Raw genomic sequence first — 20,362 nt, 5'->3', positions numbered from 1 at the left:
GATGAACTGACATCTTAGCGTCCCATGCGGCAGGCCCCGCGCGAAAACTAGTTCAAATCATAGACGTTAACTTTGATAGATGTTTGGCCACCAGGTCTTCGGCCCGCAATTTACTGCCCGCTTCGGCATAGCAGCGCAGTTCCGGCGCGTTCCCCGAGGGGCGCAGATGCACCACCTCGTCGCTGGCGAAGCTGACGCGTAGCCCGTCGGTCAGATCAAGCGCGGTTTCCGCAGCGCCCGTGTCAAAGAAAGCGGCGCGCGCGCTGACATCTTGGGTCAGTTCTACAATGAGTTTGGCCGAGGCTTCCATCGGGATTTCCGTCAGCCGGTTGGCGGCAGTAAAGCGCTGCGGCAGGCTTTCAGTCACTGCGGCCAATTGGCCGCCCTGCTGCCGCGCCAGCGACAGGCAGGCGAGGATTGGCAAGAGGCAATCGCGGGTCATCAGCGGGGCGAGCGGACCGGCAGGGCCAGCAGCGGTGTAGCCCAGCAGAAACCCGCCATTGGCCTCATATCCCACCACTTTTTCGCTCGGGTTCGCGGCCAGCGCCGCCTCCATCGCGGCGATCACATAAGGGGAGCCGATGCGCGTCAGCGAGATGGTCTGAAAGGCGGGCATGGCGGCAATCATGGTGTTGGAGGAGACCGGGGTGCAGATGGTGTCAGCCCCCAGCGCCTGCGCCGTCACCGCGCCCAGCACGTCGCCCAGGATCACGGCACCATCCGCGCCCGCAACCATCGGGCGATCGGCATCCCCGTCGGTGGAAATGATCGCGTCCAGCTGATGCGCCTCGCACCAGTTTTTCAGCGCGGTTTTTGTCTCGGGGTCGACCGCTTCGGTATCCACCGGGGTGAAGGTTTCGGTGCGCCCCAGCGCCACGGGTGTGCCGCCCAAAGCGCTGACAATCTCCATCATCACATCACGCGCAACAGAGCTATGTTGGTAAACGCCTATGCGCAAATCTGACAGCGCCTCGGGCCCATACGCGCGGGTGTAACGCTGCATATACCCGTTCAGCGCCCCCGAATCAGCCTCTGGCAGCACGGCGTCACCCACTGGCGGCATTGCTTCGGTGGGCAGGCCCGCCAAAATATTGCCCTCATCCGTTTTGCTGATTTCGCCGGTCAACGTGTAGAATTTTAGACCGTTGCGGTCGGCTGGAATATGGCTGCCGGTGATCATGATGGCGCCGGTCTGCGCCTGCGCCGCGGCCAGTGCCAGCGCCGGGGTCGGCACCGCGCCCGCAACAATAACCCGCACATCCTGCGACTTGGCGGCCTGCAGGACGGCGCGGGCGATATCCGGGGAAGAGGGGCGCAGATCCCAGCCAAGATAGATCGTGCCGCCGGTGTCGCAGCTTTGTAGGAACGCTTTTGTATACCGCTGGACGAGATCATCTGTCAGGTCCACCACAAGGCCGCGCAGACCGCTGGTGCCAAATTTCGGAGCCATATCCAATCACTTTCATGCTTGTCGCGCCGCAAGGATCAGGCGCCGTAAATCTGCCCCTGACATGCGCAAACTGACGCTGAAAGTAAAGCCGCGTCTAGAGGTCTTTGGGGTAAAGCACGTGACCTTCCATGATGCGCCGCTGGGTGCGATAGCTGGTGGCAGAGACTGCGCGCAGCCCATCGCCGTTGCGCGTCACCTCTGCGGTGACAGGCAACACGCCGGAGGGGTTGCCCAACCGGATGGGCCGGGCGGCAGATTGCGTCATGTCGGCGACAAGCGATCCGGGAATTTCGGCGGCCACCGCGATGCACATTGCGCCGGTGAGCGTTACGGCGCGGTGCACATTGCCCATCGAGACGAGGCGCACCGCGATATCATGGTCCTCTGCCGCATACGTGCGCCCATCGAGCGCCTGAAACGGGGCAGGCGGCGCGATAAGCGCAACGCGCGGGTTGGAAAGTTTGACGCTATCTGGCGTTTCGGCCATGCCCATCGCCACACCGCCTGCGCGGCGGATGGCGTCCAGCGCGGCCATCACGTCGGTGTTGCGATCAAGCGCTTCGGGCGTTTCACTGCCGTCGCAACCCAGATCTTTGGCACGCAAGAACACCATGGGGTTTGACGCATCAATCAGCGATACCTCAAAGCGGCCAAACCCTGCTACGTCCAGATGATCGCGGGGCTGCCCGGTGGGCAAAAGCATACCTGTGCTTGCACCGCCGGGGGCCAGAAATTCTAGCGCAACTTTGGCACCGGATGTGGCCACCCCAGGGATTTCAAATGATCCGCTTTCAACCGCTTTGCCGTCTTTCACCGGGAAGCGGGCATGAAAGAACTTGTTGGTATTGGTATTGCGCACCCGCACGGTGGCCTCGGTGCCGGTGGCTGTGACCATGCCTTCATCAACGGCAAAGGGCCCGACGGCTGAGGACATGTTGCCACACATCGCCCCGTAATCCGCAACAGGGGCGTCAACGGCGATCTGCACAAATGTGTAATCGACATCAGCCTCGGCATGGGTCGAGGGTTCAACGATCACCACTTTTGAGAGGGACGACAGCCCCCCCCCAAGCCCATCAAGCTGCCGCCCATAGGGGTCCGGGCTGCCAAGAACATGCAGGAAAATGCGATCCCGTTCTGCGCGATCCTGCGGCAAGTCGCGCCCATCAAACACCACGGATTTAGAGGTGCCACCGCGATAAAATGCGGCTTTCAATCTTTGTTGCGCCATGTGGCCTGCCTTTGCGTGCGTCGATCTTGCGAGATGATATCCGGTGTCAAATGGCGGTGCCAATGCCCCAACAGGCGCGTTCTCCCGAGTGAAATATTTGCGACGTTCTCGGGCGTGTGGTTTTGGGATGAAAACGGCGTCTGGCAATTTCCGCGCGCGGGTCGGGCTGATCTGCTGATTGGCTGATCAGAACCAGCGACCTATGGCGATCAGGGCGGCAGTATCGCCGCTGCGCGTTTCAAATGAAAACCCGGAAACCGCCCAAGCTGTACTGCTGCTGGCACGGGCATTGATCCAGCCGCGTGCCGTGTTTTGCAGGCTGCCACTGCCATGGGGCGCGGCCACGAAGGGCATGGCAAAATCCTGCGTCTGCGCACCAGACCAAAAGAGCGCACCTGCAGTCTGGTTGATATCAAGCGACAGCGTGGCGGTACATATCTGCGTGCCATCGGCAAATCGCACGTATTCACCATTGGCATTGCTGCCCTGTTCAATGACCGCGCCGGTGGGCAGACCGCCGCTTTCGCTGACGCTGCCCAGAAGATTGCCCGGGCCATAGGCATAATCAGCACGGGCGAGCTTGCCGGGGGTGACGTCACTGGCACTGGATTGCACCGCCGCGCCCGACAGATGCCCGCTGCTGGCATCGACGATCACCGCCTCTACCCAGGTGCTGCCGTCGGCAGAAACTTTGACATGCAGATCGGTATCGCCGGTCAGGCCAATCTCGGCGTGGCCCGTCCAGCCTGATTGCAGCAGGAGCGCGGCCGTGTCTGTGTCAGCCGCCTTGTTGATTTTCAACTGATGGTCACTGCCCGCGTGGCTCAGCAAGGTTGCGTCGCCGGACACAGAGAGGGGGTTGGTCGCATCAGAAGCGGTGCCGATGCCGACGCCCGGCAGGTTTTGCAACAGCGCCTGCCAGCCGGTTCCGTCATAAAGGCGCATGAGACCCGCGCTGAGGTCCCAGGCACGCCAACCGGTCTGCGGCGCGATAAAGCGCCAGTGATCGGTCTGCCATTGCGCAAGCAGGCCGCCCTGCCCGGCCCAGTCGCCGCTGGGGTTGGCACCAAGCGCATGCAATTCGCCGGCGCTGGTGACGGCGGGGGGTATCTCGGCCTCGGTGCTGGTCAGAACCAATTGCGTAACCCCATCCAGCAGCAAAAGCGCTTCGTTGTGGGTCACGTGTTTTTGCGCCTGCGCCGGGGCGATCAAAGGCAAATCAAGGCGGGCTGACGTATCGGGCATGGGCTGATCCTTCGCGATGGCTGACCCTGCCGGTACTAACAACGGCACGATCAGCGACTCGTAAAGGCGGCGGCCTTAACCCCTTGGCAACACTTGACTAGCTGAGGTCGATTTTCGGTTGCGATTTCGTCAGATCATCGATCGCGCGCAGTTGGCCAATGACCTCGGCCATTTTGCCAACCGGGATCATATTTGGCCCATCAGACGGCGCATTGTCCGGATCTTCATGGGTTTCAATGAAGAGCGCCGAGACACCCACCGCGCAGGCCGCGCGGGCCAAAACCGGAGCAAATTCGCGTTGCCCGCCAGATGTAGTGCCCTGCCCGCCCGGTTGTTGCACCGAATGGGTGGCGTCAAAGACCACCGGATAGCCCGTGGCGGCCATGGTCGGCAGGCCACGGAAATCGCTGACCAAAGTGTTGTACCCAAAGGAGGTGCCACGATCGCAGAGCATGATCCGCTCATTGCCGGTCGAGGCAATTTTCTCGGCAACATTGCCCATATCCCATGGGGCAAGGAACTGCCCCTTTTTGACGTTGATCGCCGCGCCGGTGTTACCGGCGGCCAGCAACAGATCGGTCTGGCGGCACAAAAAGGCCGGAATTTGGATGACATCGCAGACCTCAGCCGCGCCAGCACATTGACCGGCGTCATGCACGTCTGTCAGGATCGGGCAGCCAAATTCATCCTTGATCTGACCAAGGATTTTCAACCCTTCGTCCATACCAAGCCCGCGTTTGGTGCTGATGGAGCTGCGGTTGGCTTTGTCGTAGCTGGCTTTGAAAATGAATTTCGTGCCAGTTGGCGCGCAGGCCTCGGCGATTTTTTCCGCCATCATGCGCGCATGGTCCAGCGATTCAAGCTGGCACGGGCCGGTGATCAACGCAAATGGGTTGCTGCCGCCAATGGCAATATCGCCAACTGTTACGATTTTCTGTTCCATCACAGATCCTTCAATACGCTTTCAATCCGAGGCACGTCCTCGGGGTTGTTGAGTTCCCAAAAGACGCGGCCTTTGCCCTCGACGAGCACGCAGCGCACGGTGGTGTCATTGACCAGAAAGCGCAGCTGCTCAAGCCCTTCGAGGGTCTCTAGCTCACTCACCGGCCAGCTGGTATAGGCGGCCAAGGCGCTGGGGCGATAGGCGTAAACACCAACGTGGTGGTAAACCGGAATATTGCTGTCTGGCACCTTGTGGGCATCAATATAGGGCAGCACTTCTTTAGAGAAATAAAGTGCGTGGCCCTTGGCGTTGAACACCGCTGTGGTGCCGCCCACGCGGCCCGCTTTGCGGTCTTCGACAAAATGGCCATAGGTCAGCGGATCACATTGCAGCACCGGGGTTGCCACCTGCGCCTCTGGGTCGGCCTGCATGGCGGCGATCAGATCTTCGATGAACCACGCGGGTGTCAGCGGCGCATCGCCTTGCAGGTTGACGATCAAGTCCGCCTCAATATCTGCTTTGGCCAAAGCATCGGCGCAGCGCGCGGTGCCGTTTTCGCATGATTCCGCGGTCATGATGACCTTGGCGCCGAAGGCTTCGGCGGCGGCTTTGATACGGTCATCATCCGTGGCGACATAGACCGCATCGACGCCCTTGACCTGCATCGCGGCTTCCCAGCTCATGCGGATCAGGCTTTTCTTGCTGCCATCAGGCTGCGTCAGTTCGGCCAACGGTTTGCCAGGATAGCGGGTGGACGCATAGCGCGCCGGAATGAGGACAACTGTTTTCATGCGACACCTGCGCGCAGAAGATCGTGGATATGCAGAATGCCAACAGGGGCACCGGCGGCATCGGTCACGGCCAGCGCGCCGATTTTGCGCTCATTCAGAATGGCGAGCGCCTGGGCCGACAGCATTTCGGGCCCAACGGTCACTGGATCGGGGCTGGCGATTTCACCCGCAGTTTTGTTCATTAACGTCGCCATATTGCGGCGCAAGTCGCCATCAGAGATCACGCCAGTCAACTTGCCGCCTTCGACCACCAGGGCGACACCAAATCCTTTGGATGTCATGGTCAGCAGCACTTCGGGCATGCTGTCATCGCTGCGCACCACGGGCAGACGCTCGGCCCCATGCATCAGCTGGGCGACCTTGCTGAGCTGGCTGCCAAGCTTACCGCCTGGATGAAAGACCTGAAACTGATCCGCGCTAAAACCGCGCTGCTCCATCACCGCGACCGACAGCGCATCGCCAAGCGCCAAGGTCAGCGTCGTGGAGGTGGTCGGCGCTTTGCCGATGGCGCAGACCTCGGGGATTTGCGGCAGGTTCAGTTTGTAATCCGCGGCCTGCATCAAGGTGCTGTCCGGCTTTGAAGATATCGCAATCATCGGGATGTTGAACCGGCGGGTAAAGAGCGTGATGTCGCGCAGCTCAGCGGTTTCGCCAGAATTGGAAATCAGAATGCAGATATCGTCGGGCGTGACCATCCCCAAATCGCCATGGCTCGCCTCGGCGCCGTGCACAAAATAGCACGGCGTGCCGGTACTGGCCAAGGTGGCGGCCAATTTGCGGCCAATGTGACCGGATTTACCAACACCTGAGACAACCACCCGGCCTTTGACCGAAAGGATACGCGCAACGGCGGCTTCAAAATCGGCCGGCAGCTCTTCTGCCATCGTGGCCAAGGCTGCCGCCTCTTTCACCAGCACATCGCGCGCAACAGCGACGGCATCGCGCGGCGCAGGGGACAACGGGGTATCTTGTGCAGACATCGACAGTTTACCTTTGGTCTTATTCCGACTGCGCACCACCTGCGCAGAGCTTGCCTCGCTACATATAGGCATCATCTGCGCATCGCAAAGACTTTCGTCCGGCCAGCCTGCCCCCGGCGACAGTGCCTTGACTAGCCAACTGTCTTGACAGAGTCGGTCTGGGCCGCGTCCTGCAGGCCGCGCCACAGCACCCGCAAGGGCGGTTTGGTGTTTTCGCGACGGCAATAGACCCGCACCTTGAGTGTGGTCGCCAAAGACTCGCCTGGCACACGGACCAACTGGCCGCTTTCCAATTCCTTTTCGCACAGACGCAGCGGCAACCAGCCCAAGCCAAAGCCTTCTAGGATCAAAGCTTTGACCGAATTGGCGAGCGCATTCTGGCTGACCATCAAGGTTTTGGACGCCGCAAGATGCGTGTGCAGCAGATCATCGACCACAGGCCGGAACGCCGAGGCACTGTTATAGGCCAAAAGGGGCACGCGCTGTTTGTCGTTGCTGTCCAGCGTAAACAATGGGGCCCCAGTGGCATCCGCCTTGACCACCGGCAGGAAATCATCTTCGTAAAGGGTGAGATAATCAAACTGCGTCATCTCAAGCGGCGCGAGATAGGACATCGACGGGTGGTAATAGGTCAGGATGACATCACAATGCCCCTGCTGCAGCGTGCTGACGAATTTTTCGGCGGGCCAGCTGGAGGAGTTGAGGTCAATGGAGAGCCCGCTTTCAGGCAAAAGCGGCGCAATTCGGTTTTTGTAATAGGTGGTATACAGCGATTGAGACGCCGCAAAACGCACAACATTTTCACCCGCTGCATCAATACTTTGGCACCGCTCGACCGTTTCATCCAGCATCTGCAACATCATGCGCGCCTGCGTCGCAAAAACATTGCCCGCCGGGGTCAGCGACAGCGGCAGGGTTTCGCGGTTGATCAGCTGCACCCCTACCGCGTTTTCCAGCGCACGGATACGCCGGGAAAACGCCGGTTGGCTGACATGACGCTCTTCCGCCGCGCGGGAAAAATTCCGGCACGCCGCAAGGGTTTCAAAATCTTTGAGCCAGTTAAATTCCAAATTGCTGATCCGCTACCTAGACCGATGCCGCCGTGTCCAGCCGATCTTCTTCGACGGCGTGGCAAGCAACAAGGCTGCCGTCTGGTTGCTGAATGGTCTTGGGCTTTTCTTCGTCACAACGCTTGTTTGCAAAAGCGCAGCGCGATCGGAACGGGCAACCTTTTGGCAGGTTGATCGGCGTCGGAATTTCACCTTTGAGGCGAATATGATTGGGCCGATCATCCTTGAGCTGCGGCACAGCCGACAACAGAGCCTTAGTGTAAGGGTGCTTTGGATTGGAAAACAAGGTTGCCGTGTCGGCAACTTCGCAAATTGACCCCAGATACAGCACCACAACGCGGGTGCCAAAATGCTCGACCACGCTCAGATCATGGGTGATGAACAGATAGGTGAGCCCGCGACTTTCCTTAGCCTCCAGCATCAGGTTCAGCACCTGCGCCTGAATGGACACATCCAGCGCGCTGATCGGTTCGTCGGCGACGATAAATTCGGGATCGACGGTCAAAGCGCGCGCAATGGCGATCCGCTGGCGCTGGCCGCCGGAAAATTCATGCGGATAACGCTTGGCCCAAGCCGGGTCCACCCCGACCGAGCGCATGACCTCGGCGACACGGTCGCGCACCTCGGCATTGCTATAGCGCGGATTGTGATGGCGGACAGGCTCTTCCAGCGCTTCAAGGATGGTCATGCGCGGGTTGAGCGAGGCATAGGGGTTTTGAAAGATCATCTGGATCTTTTTGCGCAAGGGGCGCATGGCATGCCGCGAAAGATTGTCGATCCGCTGCCCCGCATAGTGGATTTCGCCATGGGTCGGTGCCAAAAGCCCCGCCACCATGCGCGCAACAGTGGATTTGCCGCAGCCAGATTCTCCGACGACACAGACCGCTTCGCCTTTGTGCACATCCAAAGTGACATTGTTCACCGCATGCACGGCGCGGGTTTCGCGGATCAGCCGCCCGCCGCGCAGCTTCAGGGTCTCCAGAAAACCCTTGTCGAGGTCGAATTTCTTTTCAAGGTTCTGGATATCCAGCAAGGGGCCGGCACTGCTTAGGTCTTTCATGCCTGTTCCTCTTCTCGGGCCGGTTCTGTCTGCAAGCGATGCACTTCATGGCAGGCCACTTCGACATCCCCATATTGGCTGATTTTCGGGATCTGGCTGCGACAGGTGTCGGTGGCAAATTCACAGCGCGGGTTAAAGGCGCAGCCCGGCGGGACCTGCGCCAAGGTTGGCATGTTCCCCGGAATTTGCCGAAGCTGATGGCCCGGCAACGTCTGCTGCGGCAGCGCATTGATCAGACCCTGCGTATAAGGATGCTGCGGATCGTTGATGATCGACCGGGTGCTGCCACTTTCGATGATGCGCCCGGCATACATAACCAGCGTGCGCTCGGTCATCTGGCTGACAACACCCAGATCGTGGGTGATCAGGATCAACCCGACCTGATTGGACTGGCACAGCTCAAGCATCAATTCCATGATGTCGGCCTGAATGGTCACATCCAGCGCAGTGGTCGGCTCGTCCGCAATGATCAATTGCGGGTCCAAAAGCAGGGCGATAGCGATGATGATCCGCTGCCGCATCCCGCCTGACAATTCATGCGGGTATTGCTCCAGCCGCTCTTCCGGAGACGGAATATAGACCTCGCGCAGCTTAACGATCGCTATCTGCCGCGCTTCCTCGACACTCAGCTTGCGATGGGCGCGCAGCGTTTCCACCATCTGCTGACCAATGGTGAGCACCGGGTTCAGAGTCACCATCGGATCTTGGAAAATCATTGCCATGCGGTTGCCACGCACGCTGCGCAGGGCTTTTTCCGACATCTGCACCACATCCTGCCCGTCAAACAGGATCTGGCCGCTGTCAATATAACCCGGACGGCTGAGCAGGTTCATCAACGAAAATCCTGTGATCGACTTGCCCGCGCCGGATTCCCCGACGATGCCTAGCCGCTCGCCTTTGGCCAGATCAAAGGAAATGCTGTTGAGCGCCGTGACGGTCTGGTCACGCATCGCGAATTTTACGGTCAAATCCCGGACAGATAACAGAGACATGGCCTTACCCTTTGTAGAGTTTCGGGTTGAGCACATCGCGCACCCAATCGCCCAAGAGATTGATGACAAGCACCAGCACCACAAGCACGATGCCCGGAATGACCGTGATCCACCAACTGCCTGAATAGATGTAGTCAAAGCCGGCAGAGATCAGAGAGCCCAGCGACGGCTGGCTCGGGGGCATGCCAAGACCCAAGAAGGACAGCGACGCCTCGGAAATGATCGCGTTGGCCACCTGTACGGTGGAAATCACAAAGATCGGCGACAGCGAGTTTGGCAGGATATGCCGGATCATAATGCGCAGCGGGCCAAAGCCCAGCACACGCGCGCTGTCGATGTATTCTTTCTTCTTTTCGGCCAGAACAGTGGCGCGCACGGTGCGGGCATATTGCGGCCATTCGGCCACGCCAATCACCGCGATCAGGAAAAACACCGCATAACGATTGAAGGTTTCCGACCCAAACAGCGCCTGCGTCACCGCAAGGAAGATGATCGCCACCATCAGCGTGGAAAATGACAGCTGGATATCCGCCATACGCATCAGCAAACTATCGGTGCGCCCGCCCACATAGCCCGCCACCAGACCGATGGTGATGCCCAAAAACGCCTGCAACGCCACAGCGCAAAGACCAATGATGATCGACAGGCGCGTGCCATAGAGGATCGTGGAGAGCAAATCGCGCCCCTGATCATCCGTGCCCAGCACAAATTCTGGCAGCGCGCCGTTGACCCAAGCAGGCGGGTATTCTGAATTCATCAGGTCAATCGACGCCGGATCATAGGGGTCATAGGGCGCGATCAGGGGTGCCAGGAAGGATAAGACCGCAATGACAAGAAAGACCGCCAAGCTGGCCACCGCCACCGGATTGCGGCGAAAGCTGTACATCATGGTGCTGTCCATGACCTTTTGCAGACGGCTTGGGGCAGGCGCGTGAGAGAGATCAGACATATCAGGCTCCCATCCGGGCGATGTTCACGGTGGGATTCACGAGGCCATAGATCAAATCGACGATGGTGTTGGTCACAACAAAGATAAAGCCCACCACAATCAGATACGCCACAATCAGCGGGGTATCGACGCGGTTTACCGCCTCAAGAAACATAAAGCCCATGCCCGGCCACTGAAACACGGTTTCCGTCAGAATGGTGTAGGCCACCATGGTGCCGATCTGAACGCCACCCACGGTGATCACCGGCAGCAACGTGTTCTTGAGCGCATGCACAAAGTATATGCGCCAGGGCCGGATGCCCTTGGCCGTCGCATAGCGGACATATTCGCTTTGGAGCACTTCCATCATCTCAGCGCGGATCAGGCGCACAAACAGGGGCAGCATGATCGATGCCAGCGCGATGGACGGCAGAATAATATGGGCCCAGCCATCCGCCGTCAGGAAATTGGTTTCCCAATAGCCCCAAACAGGCACGATATCGCCACGCCCGAAACTTGGCAGCCAGCCCAGTTCCACGGAAAAGACAAAGATCATCAGGATCGCGGTCAGAAAAACCGGGATCGAAATGCCAACAATCGACAGGCCCATGATGATCTTGGACAGCAGCGCATTCGGTTTGATCGCCGTATAGACACCCAGCGGCACCGAAAGGCCGATAATGATCAGCGTCGCGCCAAACACCAGCTCCAGTGTCGCGGGCAGTTTTTTCAGGATCACGTCCAACGCGGGTTCCTTGAAAAAATAGGAGGTGCCCAAATCGCCCTGCAGGGCATTGCCAGCAAATCGCAGATACTGCTGCAGGAAACTGTCGTTCAGTCCCAGTTCCTCGCGCAGTTGCTGGCGCACTTCTTCGGACACCGATTGCCCCACCAGCTCTCGGAGAGGATCCCCCAGATTGCCTTGGATGGCGAATGCGATCAGCGAAATGACAAACATCACCGCTATCGCCTGAAAAACTCGTTTCACGAGATAGGCAAACATAGTCCTCACCCAATTTCGAAAGGCCTGCGCAGGCCATCGGCGATGGCACCGCCCTGAAAGATTTCAGAGGTTATACATCAGGGAAAATGGTCCGGGCCAGCACGAATGCGCCAGCCCGGTCCAACGGGGCATTATTCAGAAACGACCAGATCGCCGAAGTAAGGGAAGTTCAGCGCATTCACGATGTCTTCTGCGTTCATGTTGTCTTTGGCACCCCATGCCAGGTTCTGCCAATGCAGCGGGATAAAGGCCGCCTCCGCATAGAGCATGCCTTCCAGCTTTTGCAGCGCTTCGGCGCGTTTGGCCGGATCGGTCTCTGTATTGGCCACATCCATCAGCGCATCCGCTTCCGCGTTACAATAGGCGCCAGAGTTGTACTGGCCATTGCCGCTGTCTGAATCTGGGCAAGCGCTGAGGAATTGGTGGAAGTTCGCGGAATCTTCCGTATCCGCATGCCAGCCAATCATCATCATGTCCGCGGCGCGTTCATCAAACTTTGGCCAGTATTGCGCTTTGGGCATGGTCTGCAAATCAACGGTGATATTGATCTGCGACAGCATGGAGGCCACGGCCTGCGCGATACGGTCATCGTTCACATAACGGTTGTTGGGCGCCATCATAGTGATGGAGAACCCATCCGCATATCCCGCCTCTTCCATCAAGGCTTTGGCTTTTTCCAGATCATAGCGCGGCGTCAAAGACGCATCATAACCCAGATATCCTTCGGGGGAGGCCTGCGCCGCAACGGTGCCAAAACCACGCATGATCCGATCCACGATACCGGCGTTGTTCACCGCGTAATCAATCGCCTGACGCACACGGGCATCTTTGAAGGCTTCGACACGATCCTGGTTCATTTGGAATGTGATGATGCGCGTACCCGGCATGGTGATCAGGTTGACGCCGTCGGCTTTTTCGACGCGATCCAGATCAGTCGGCGGCACGGGCGCGATGAAATCAACATCCCCTGACAGCAACGCCGCGACGCGGGTTGGGTCTTCTTTGATGGGGGTCAGGACAATCTCATCGACATTGCCTTCGGACTCTGTGTCCCAATAGCTGTCATTGCGGTCAAAGACGACGCGCACGCCCTGTTCGCGCTCGGTCACGGTGAACGGGCCGGTGCCAGAGATATTGCGCGATGCAAAGCTGTCGCCGTGCTTGACGATCTCAGCCTTGTCTTTGCCATCGTCGGTCTGCCCGCTATAATACGCGCTGTCCATCGCAAAGATGTAGGTCGCGGTGTGCAGCACCAGCGGGAAGGGTTCGGAGGTCTTCAGATCGACAGTGTAGTCATCAACAACTTCGACGTCGACGAAGGGGGCAAAGATGCCCTTGAAGTCGTCGGATTGCTTGATGCGATCAAAGGTCCAGTCGATGTCCTTGGCGGTAAAATCATTGCCGCTGTGGAATTTGACACCTTCGCGCAGTTTGAAGCGCATCGTGGTTTCGTCAATCTGCTCCCAGCTTTCGGCCAGGCGCGCTTCGAATTGCAGATCCTTGGTCCAGCGCACCAGCGGATCGAACACCATGTGGTTCAGCTGCAGCGTGCCGCCCGACAGTTGTTCATAGGGGTCCATCGAAACCGGATCCGCGTCGTAGGCGACGCGCACAGTGGTTTCAGCGTAAGCAGCGCTGGATAAGGCTGCGATCAGCGCAGCGGTCGCCACGCCAGCAGTAAATTTTGTCATGAATATACCCTCTCTGTTTTATTAGGTTCAGTATTCACCTGAAAAATCATTGTTCAAATGCCGGTTTTGCATAGGCCCATGCGCAAGACGTATGGGGGGCTAAAGCCATAGTTTTAAATGATAAATAATAGATTGATCTGGCGGCGTGCCGTCAAAACGCTTTGCGCGCCAGCCCATATTGATATGCGGGGTATTCCCGAATGCGCTCATACCCAAGGTGCGGCAGGATCAGATCCCAGACGCGGCGCACGGGCAATGCGGCCTGTTCATCCGCGTCATATTTCTTGGTCAAATGCGGGGTCCGCTCGTAGTAGGCCGACGTTGAAATCGACCAATCCATGTCGTCCAACAACAGCAGCCCCCCAGGTCGAAGTAGCATATCCACCAGCAGCACCCCAAAGCCGGTGCTGTCCCAGGTATGACCACCGTCGAAATAGCAAAAATCAAATTGCGGGCGCGGGCGGGCACTGATCAATCGCTGCAGATCCCAAGTGTAGGAACGATGCGCAAACAGAGGCGTGACCCGGTGGCTCAGATCGGTCTTGTTAAGCACCTCTTCTATGTTTGGCGTGTTGTTGCGCGCCGTCGCCAGATCTACTGTGGTCAGATGCCCAGCGTCCTGTTCTTCCAAAATGGCGGCAATAAAGGCGCTGCTCTTGCCGTGATAGAACCCGATCTCCAGCACATCTTTCACATCGTTCTCGGCAAAGATATCCCGCAACAGCTCTGCGCGGGCGCGGTTCATGTAAGGCAGATCGGCCAATAGCGTGTCGACGGTCTCTATCGTTGTCATCTGGCCTTCTCCCGCTTCCAATGTGCTGTGCGCTGACTGCGCACAGCCCGCAATTTACCGTCCTCTAGATGAATAATCTCAGGCACGTTTGCGCCTTTCGGGGCCAATCGCGTCAGCAGCGGTGCCACCAAACTGTGATCCGCCCCCACATCGCGCAGCAGAATCAGGTCAATCGGCGGCATGTCCTGCGGCGGTGTCAGCGCAGAATGGTAGCTGACAGAGGCAAAGCCCGCCGCCGTGTCCCGCGCCCCCTCACCCAGCGCGCCCAGTTCAAAGCCGGTATAGCTTTTGGCCCCCGCGGCCAGAAAACCGGCGCCGGACATACCAAGGTCGCGGCCAATTTCAACAATATCTTGGCCGAGGCAGTCTGCGCCAAGCAAGGCCGGCAGCGCCATGTCGCCTGCCGCAAATGCCTGTGCCAACAGGTTCGGCTCAAAGCTCCAGCCGTCCGCGCGCTGGCTTTGCGTCGCCCAGAACCCGCGCAACGCCCAAGTTAGGCTCTGATCCACCGGGCGCGCACATTTCATGTCAGACTGGCTGTTCTGAAAACTCAGGAGTTCGGCAAAAATGGCCGTGTTCATTTGGACCTCGGCAGGAAGATCAAGCTGATGTTCCATCACATCCCAATCACGGATGTGGGCCGCATTGCGCGGCAGAGCCGCTAGGCCTTGAAAGGCGGCGCGCGCCCGGTCGTCGCGCAATCTGCGCGCCAATTGCACGAGCGCAAACCCTTTGCCGCCCCAGGGGTCATCCACCAAGGCGAGCGCCCCACCCTGCGCGGACTCTTGCAAATAGGCGGGCAAATCCCCCCAGTTTGGCCCGGGTGTCAGCACCGCGATATTGCACCAGCGTGGCTGCCCGGTTTGGACCAACCGCGCCACCCCGTCCTGCAAAAGCCGGCCCACCCAACACATCAAATCCAGCCGCGCGGGATTCAGCCCATGTTTGATCAGCAGGTGGCTGTCCGGTTTCAGATCGGCCTGCACCTGACGCAGACAAGCCCAGAGCGTCGGTAGGTCACGCGGACCATCAATCAGACAGAAATCCAGCGCGCCGCCCGTCCATTCAAACGCTTCAAATTCGCATTCATGCACGGTTGCGGCTTGGCCCGCCGCACTCAAATACACCTCAAACATCGGACGAAACGAGGCCCCCGGTGCCAACAGGTCGGGGTGCGCCGATGCATTCAGATCAGACCAGATGAAATGATCAACGACATGCAATCTGCCATGCTCAGCAAGCAGTCGACTGACCCCGCCGAGCCATGAGCCGAACTCTATCAAACAGGCATCAGGCGGGCATTTTTCCAGAATTTGCAAGATCAGCGCGACATCGGCATTGCCCATCATACGCGGCTGTTCAGGCAGGGCCTGCACGGATGTCTTGTCAACATTGTGGGCGGCCTGCATACTCAAACTGCCTTGCTAGTGACTGGTAACTTATGGATCAGGGTAATTTATTGCATCATTTCGCGCAAGTTCGGCGCCAAGTGACGGCCCTTTGCCATAAAGAACGTTTTTCCGCCGCCCACGTTTTGCTGACCGGATCGGGCCTATCGGCCGAGGATGCACCGGGGCTGTGGGAATATGTCGCCCGACAGGCCGCGCTGGCCGGGCATGACGATCTGGCGCACCGCGTGCGCGAAACACTTTGGCAGGCGGGCCTGCTCAGCGATCCGCTCGCCTTGGATGAAGGGGCTTATTACCTGGAGGCCGAGGACGCCGAAGCCTGTATCTATGTACTGGAAAGCCATTTCGGGGCCCTGCCCACGCAGCCAGAGGCGCTGGAGTATCTGACACGCGCCCATATGCTGGCCGCGAGCCGCAGGACCTCAGGTGGCAAGCTGCGCACCAGCCGCGCCACCGCGCTGCGCCTGACGCAAAATATTGAATTGAATTCCCCCGCCCATGCCATCGCGGCTGTGGATCTCTTGCGTTTCGCGGATGAAATTGATCGGTCGGTTGCATTGAATGCGCAGGCCCGCGCGACCTTTCCCGATGACATCCGCTTCACCATGCGTGACGCCAGAATTGCCGAACAAAAGGGCGCACCGGACACGGCCCTGCGCCTTTGGCGCGAGGTGGCCGATACATCAGAGCGGTATCGAAGCGATGCGCTCTTTAAGCTGCTTTCACTGTCCTTAAAGCGCGAAGACAGCGCCGCCGCGGGCGCCCTTGCCGCAGAGCTGGCCTGCCTTGAGTTGCCCTTGGACGCAAGGTTGCAGCTGGCGCTGCTGACCGGCCAAGAAGATATGGCGCTCGCCGTTAGCCAATATGTGTCCGAAAACGCCGGTAATAGCGATGCGGTCAGCTATGCCGAAGGCAAGGCAGTGGGTGATTTGCTGCTGCAAGCCGGCTATTTCGGCCTTGTGCTGTGGTTACGGCGGCAGCGCGTGACGTTGAGTGAGCGTGCAAAGGCGGTTCTGGACGCAAGCCGCTTTGGCGAAGAGCTTGGCTTGCCGCTTCCGGCAAATTTCCAAGAGGCCGCCGCTCTGCGCAGCCCCGCTTGCATGTTGCCGCTGCGAGATTTCATGCACCTGCCCGAGCGGCCCGCAGGTTGGCCTGCCCCGCGCCAAACCGCCGGGCGCATTCTGTTGGTGAACTCCTCTCTGAAGGCGGGGGGCGCTGAACGCCAATTCGTGGCGCTGGTCCGGGCGCTGTTGGACGCCGGGTTGCCCAAATCCCAGATCGACGTCGCGCTTTTTAATCTGGATGCGGACCGGGCGCGCGATCATTTTTTGCCGGATCTCATGGCGCTGGACGTGAGCATACATAACCTCAGCCAACTGCAGATCGCCAACCCACATCTGCCGCAGCGTATCGCGCGCGTCGTCGGGGCGCTGCCTGCCGGTTTGCAACAAGATGCACGTCAGCTCTGGCATCTATGCCAGGATCTGCGACCGGATGTGATTCATGGCTGGCAGGACCGCTCTGCCGCCGCGGCAGGTCTGGTGGCAGAGCTTTCGGGAACCGAACGTGTGGTCCTGAGCATGCGCAACATGGCCCCCCATACCCGGCAGGATCGGGGTCTGACGCTCTTCAAACCGCTTCTGCAAAGTTGGGCGAGACTGCCAAATGTCACGCTGACCGCCAACGCAGGCCCCGCCGCCGCTGATTATGAGGCTTGGCTGGGCTGTGATGCCGGCACCGTTGACGTGCTGCGCAATGCAGTAAATATCGACAATTTTGCCCCGATCTTTGAACAGATCAAACGCCGGAAACCGCACCAGGGCCCACTGCGGGTGGGTGGGGTGTTCCGTCTTGCCACCAACAAGCGCCCGCTGCTCTGGCTTGAGACGCTTGCGGCCCTTCGTGACACCCATGGCCTTCAGATCGCGCCGCAAATTTATGGCGATGGCCCCTTGCGCGATCAGATCATCGCGCATGCTGCCCAGCTGGGATTCAAAGACCTCATGATCACAACCGGGGCCTCCGACCCGCGCGCGCTTTACGGTGATCTCGATATACTCCTGCTGATGTCCCGGGTCGAAGGCCTGCCAAACGTTCTGCTCGAAGCGCAGGCCTGCGGTCTGCCGGTGGCAGCCTGCGATGTCGGCGGTGTGCGCGAGGCCGTGCAGACCCGCGGCGATGCCAGCGCCTTGGTCATGGATGCAGACATCAGCGCGACAGAGGCTGCTGACGCTCTGGCCGCTTGGCTGCCGGCTGCGCGCGCTGCTGACCCACAGCCACGACATGGGTTTGTCCGCACGCATTTTGCCCCCGAAACCCTCGCGCAGGCCTGCCTGAAGGCCTATACCGGAACCGCCCATCCTCTGCACAGGAGGAGCACAGCATGAGTTTTGATCGCGCAGCGCTGCCTTGGCGCGTTGGTATTTTAGGGGATGGGGCCGACCCGGCCGCGCAGCTCATCGAAGAGCAGCCGGAGCGGTCCGATCACATATTTTATCTGGTGTCTGATCCGGCGCGCGACGCCGAGATGGTGGATGAATTGATTGTCCTTAGTCAGGGCCATGCCTTGGCGCATCTGCCCGCGTTGCAAGCATTGAATATCCCATGCCAAATCCTCCTGCGTCGTCACGGCGGCCATGGCAGCGCCGCAGATTGGGCAGCCGGCCTTGACATGCTGGCCGCCGCGCTCGCCAGGTCTGCCGCGCCGCATCTGACCCTTGCGGCCCTGACCCCTGCCGCCACTGAGGCGCTGCGCCCGCAATTCCCAGCGCTGCGCGCCTGGCCTGACCTAAGGCCGGTGTATGACGACGTGCCGCGCTTTCCTGTGGATCGGAACGAGGCCCAGAGCACTTTTTCGATTGAATTCAACGACCTGCGCGAAAGTCGCCGGATTGAACGCGATGCGCTGCATTGGGCGCGGCTGCGCTGTCTGGCGCAGCTGATTGCACGGGATCCGCAGGACGTTGATATGCAGGATCTGGTGGCGTTGGCCAATGGCACCCGTCTGCCGCGCCCGGAGTTGCGCCCAGAGGATCGGCCCCTGCGCTGGCTTGCGGTGGTGCCCAATGGCGTCGGCTTGGGGCATATCACGCGCATGATGGCGCTGGCGACGGCCCTTAAACAGCACCGCAAGGCCGATGTGATTTTTTGGTGTTTTTCCCGCGCTGCGGAAATTCTGCAAGCGGCTGGCTTTCAAATTGTACTGCGGCAAACCGCGCAGCACCTCAAGGCACATCCCCCAGCTTGGCGCGACTGGGAAAGCGCGGAATTTGCCCGCGCGATTCAGCACATCAAGCCCGATGTGGTGTCATATGACGGTGCGGTCATTGACCCGTTTGTGTTTCGCGGCCTGCGCCATCCAGGATGCGGGCGCACCGCCTTTGTCTGGGTGTTGCGCGGCATGATGCGCCCGGATGCCGACCCCGCGTTTCTGGAGAACGCGCAATATTGTGACCTGATCCTTGAACCGGGCGATTTTGCCGTTTCGGTTGACCGCGGCGCGACCCGCACACGCCAGCCGTATTTACGCGGGTTCAGCAGCAAGATCACCACGCAGCCGGTCGCGTTTTCGCGCACCCAAAGCAAGTTTTCCCGGCGCGAGGCCAAAAAACGCATGCAGCTGGGGTGGGGCAAACATTGTCTGGTCTCGCTCGGCGGGGCGTTTGGCGATTGGGACGCGATTGAAGCTGAAATTATTGCCGAGGCCAAGGCACATGGGGTGACGTTGATCTGGGCGCAGTCCCCGTTGGCCCCGCCCCCGCGTGACAGCGATACGCCTGTGCGCCGGCTGTTTCCTTTATCGCGCTATCTGGCAGGCATTGATGGGGTTATCACCGCGACGGGCTACAACAGTTTTCATGAACTGATGCTGGAATATACCGGCCCGGTGATGTTTGCGCCCACCAATCATATCCGCATGGACGATCAGGTGGCGCGCGCACAATTTGCTGCCGATCAGGGCTGGGCCTCGATTGTACTGGCCGATCAGCAAAGTGAGATGAAAGGCCAGATTGCCGCCTTCATGGCCGAGGTGCAAGCGGGGCAAACCTATGAGACACGCCCGGACCAATCGCTGGACGGCGCAGAGTTTGCCCGCCACATTTCAGCGATTTGTCAGCGATACGCGGTCGTGCAGCCGGAATGGACAACATGACCCAGAATGATGATACCCACCTGAGCGCGCCTGCATTGCTGCGCCGCCTGACCCGCGATGCGGAGGCCATGGGGCCACGTCTGGCGCAGCTTGAGTATCAGCTTCTGGCCAAGGAACTTGAAACTCCGGGTCTGTTCGACCTGGATTTGACCATCGAAGCGACGGGGCACGCAGAGCCGCTGCGCCTGCCCGACCTCAACGACATGCCCCAGCGGGCACGCGCCGTTGCGCTGAATGTCACCCTGGGCAAAACCGCCTGGGTCGAAACCCCCGAAGCCCTGCCGGTGATCGGCGTGCTGGTGCGCAGCGCGGACCTTATGGCCTTGCAGCACGCGCTTGCCGCACTGCTGAAGCAACACTACCAGCAGCCCTTCGCCCGCTTTGTTTTTCTGTGCACAACGATGCGGCCGATTCCATTCCTTGGGCGATATGAGTTCACCTATGACTATATCGCCACAGAAAATCCGCTGATCGCGGCGCAACGGCTGAAGCTCCGGTACGAGATGCAGCAGATTCGCGACCTGATCACAGGCCGCGAGATCTGGCGCGCGCCGAAAGTGTAAATCGGTTTTTCGATGGACCGCAGCGGCAACAGGCAGGTTTTTGACCGAAACTGGCCAAAA

General features: G+C 59.5%; 17 protein-coding genes. 3 read left to right on the top strand and 14 right to left on the bottom strand.

Annotation, left to right across the window (positions count from 1 at the left end):
- Nucleotides 1–52: 52 nt before the first annotated feature.
- The 14 genes from N6L24_RS14600 to N6L24_RS14535 all read right to left on the bottom strand — a co-directional run bounded on the left by N6L24_RS14600 (nucleotide 53) and on the right by N6L24_RS14535 (nucleotide 15,586).
- The gene (locus N6L24_RS14600; protein ID WP_271845436.1) at nucleotides 53–1,450 is read right to left on the bottom strand and encodes a phosphomannomutase; all 1,398 of its coding nucleotides are present in this window, start codon (nucleotides 1,448–1,450) and stop codon (nucleotides 53–55) included.
- 94 nt (nucleotides 1,451–1,544) lie between these two features.
- Nucleotides 1,545–2,681, bottom strand: a complete 1,137-nt coding sequence (locus tag N6L24_RS14595) for a 2-methylaconitate cis-trans isomerase PrpF family protein (RefSeq protein ID WP_271845435.1) — start codon at nucleotides 2,679–2,681, stop codon at nucleotides 1,545–1,547.
- Nucleotides 2,682–2,867: 186 nt separating this feature from the next.
- Nucleotides 2,868–3,926, bottom strand: a complete 1,059-nt coding sequence (locus tag N6L24_RS14590; RefSeq protein ID WP_271845434.1) for a DUF2793 domain-containing protein — start codon at nucleotides 3,924–3,926, stop codon at nucleotides 2,868–2,870.
- 97 nt (nucleotides 3,927–4,023) lie between these two features.
- Nucleotides 4,024–4,869 carry a 3-deoxy-8-phosphooctulonate synthase gene (gene kdsA, locus N6L24_RS14585; protein ID WP_271845433.1) on the bottom strand — a complete coding sequence of 282 codons (846 nt, stop codon included), beginning with the start codon at nucleotides 4,867–4,869 and terminating at the stop codon, nucleotides 4,024–4,026.
- Nucleotides 4,869–5,660 (bottom strand): 3-deoxy-manno-octulosonate cytidylyltransferase, encoded by a 792-nt coding sequence (locus N6L24_RS14580; RefSeq protein ID WP_271845432.1) that lies wholly within the window; start codon nucleotides 5,658–5,660, stop codon nucleotides 4,869–4,871. Before N6L24_RS14580 ends, kdsA begins: the two co-directional genes overlap by 1 nt.
- On the bottom strand, nucleotides 5,657–6,640 hold the full coding sequence (locus N6L24_RS14575; protein WP_271845431.1) for a KpsF/GutQ family sugar-phosphate isomerase: 984 nt from the start codon (nucleotides 6,638–6,640) through the stop codon (nucleotides 5,657–5,659). Before N6L24_RS14575 ends, N6L24_RS14580 begins: the two co-directional genes overlap by 4 nt.
- Before the next feature lie 131 nt (nucleotides 6,641–6,771).
- Nucleotides 6,772–7,710 (bottom strand): LysR family transcriptional regulator, encoded by a 939-nt coding sequence (locus N6L24_RS14570; protein WP_271845430.1) that lies wholly within the window; start codon nucleotides 7,708–7,710, stop codon nucleotides 6,772–6,774.
- Nucleotides 7,711–7,726: 16 nt separating this feature from the next.
- Entirely contained in the window at nucleotides 7,727–8,770 is a 1,044-nt protein-coding gene (locus N6L24_RS14565; RefSeq protein ID WP_271845429.1) for an ABC transporter ATP-binding protein, read from the bottom strand.
- Complete coding sequence (locus tag N6L24_RS14560) at nucleotides 8,767–9,762, bottom strand: ABC transporter ATP-binding protein (protein ID WP_271845428.1); 996 nt, start codon at nucleotides 9,760–9,762, stop codon at nucleotides 8,767–8,769. The genes N6L24_RS14565 and N6L24_RS14560 overlap by 4 nt, the downstream gene beginning before the upstream one ends.
- A gap of 4 nt (nucleotides 9,763–9,766) precedes the next feature.
- The gene (locus tag N6L24_RS14555; protein WP_271845427.1) at nucleotides 9,767–10,711 is read right to left on the bottom strand and encodes an ABC transporter permease; all 945 of its coding nucleotides are present in this window, start codon (nucleotides 10,709–10,711) and stop codon (nucleotides 9,767–9,769) included.
- A gap of 1 nt (nucleotide 10,712) precedes the next feature.
- The gene (locus N6L24_RS14550; protein WP_271845426.1) at nucleotides 10,713–11,693 is read right to left on the bottom strand and encodes an ABC transporter permease; all 981 of its coding nucleotides are present in this window, start codon (nucleotides 11,691–11,693) and stop codon (nucleotides 10,713–10,715) included.
- A 131-nt stretch (nucleotides 11,694–11,824) separates the two neighbouring features.
- Complete coding sequence (locus N6L24_RS14545; RefSeq protein ID WP_271845425.1) at nucleotides 11,825–13,384, bottom strand: ABC transporter substrate-binding protein; 1,560 nt, start codon at nucleotides 13,382–13,384, stop codon at nucleotides 11,825–11,827.
- A 151-nt stretch (nucleotides 13,385–13,535) separates the two neighbouring features.
- A complete protein-coding gene (locus tag N6L24_RS14540; RefSeq protein WP_271845424.1) occupies nucleotides 13,536–14,177 on the bottom strand; it encodes a class I SAM-dependent methyltransferase in 642 nt (213 codons plus the stop codon).
- A complete protein-coding gene (locus N6L24_RS14535; protein ID WP_271845423.1) occupies nucleotides 14,174–15,586 on the bottom strand; it encodes a hypothetical protein in 1,413 nt (470 codons plus the stop codon). Before N6L24_RS14535 ends, N6L24_RS14540 begins: the two co-directional genes overlap by 4 nt.
- 80 nt (nucleotides 15,587–15,666) lie before the next feature.
- Here N6L24_RS14535 and N6L24_RS14530 point away from each other — a divergent pair, with 80 nt between their 5' ends.
- From N6L24_RS14530 to N6L24_RS14520, 3 genes are read left to right on the top strand one after another with little or no spacing between them, the layout of a single operon-like run.
- A complete protein-coding gene (locus N6L24_RS14530) occupies nucleotides 15,667–17,973 on the top strand; it encodes a glycosyltransferase (protein WP_271845422.1) in 2,307 nt (768 codons plus the stop codon).
- The gene (locus N6L24_RS14525) at nucleotides 17,970–19,739 is read left to right on the top strand and encodes a hypothetical protein (protein WP_271845421.1); all 1,770 of its coding nucleotides are present in this window, start codon (nucleotides 17,970–17,972) and stop codon (nucleotides 19,737–19,739) included. The genes N6L24_RS14530 and N6L24_RS14525 overlap by 4 nt, the downstream gene beginning before the upstream one ends.
- Nucleotides 19,736–20,302, top strand: a complete 567-nt coding sequence (locus tag N6L24_RS14520) for a hypothetical protein (protein WP_271845420.1) — start codon at nucleotides 19,736–19,738, stop codon at nucleotides 20,300–20,302. Before N6L24_RS14525 ends, N6L24_RS14520 begins: the two co-directional genes overlap by 4 nt.
- The last annotated feature ends 60 nt before the right edge of the window (nucleotides 20,303–20,362 follow it).

The sequence above is a fragment of the Cognatishimia sp. SS12 genome (assembly GCF_028369055.1).
Taxonomy (GTDB): Bacteria; Pseudomonadota; Alphaproteobacteria; order Rhodobacterales; family Rhodobacteraceae; genus Cognatishimia.
This window is presented reverse-complemented; position numbering and strand designations above follow the sequence as displayed.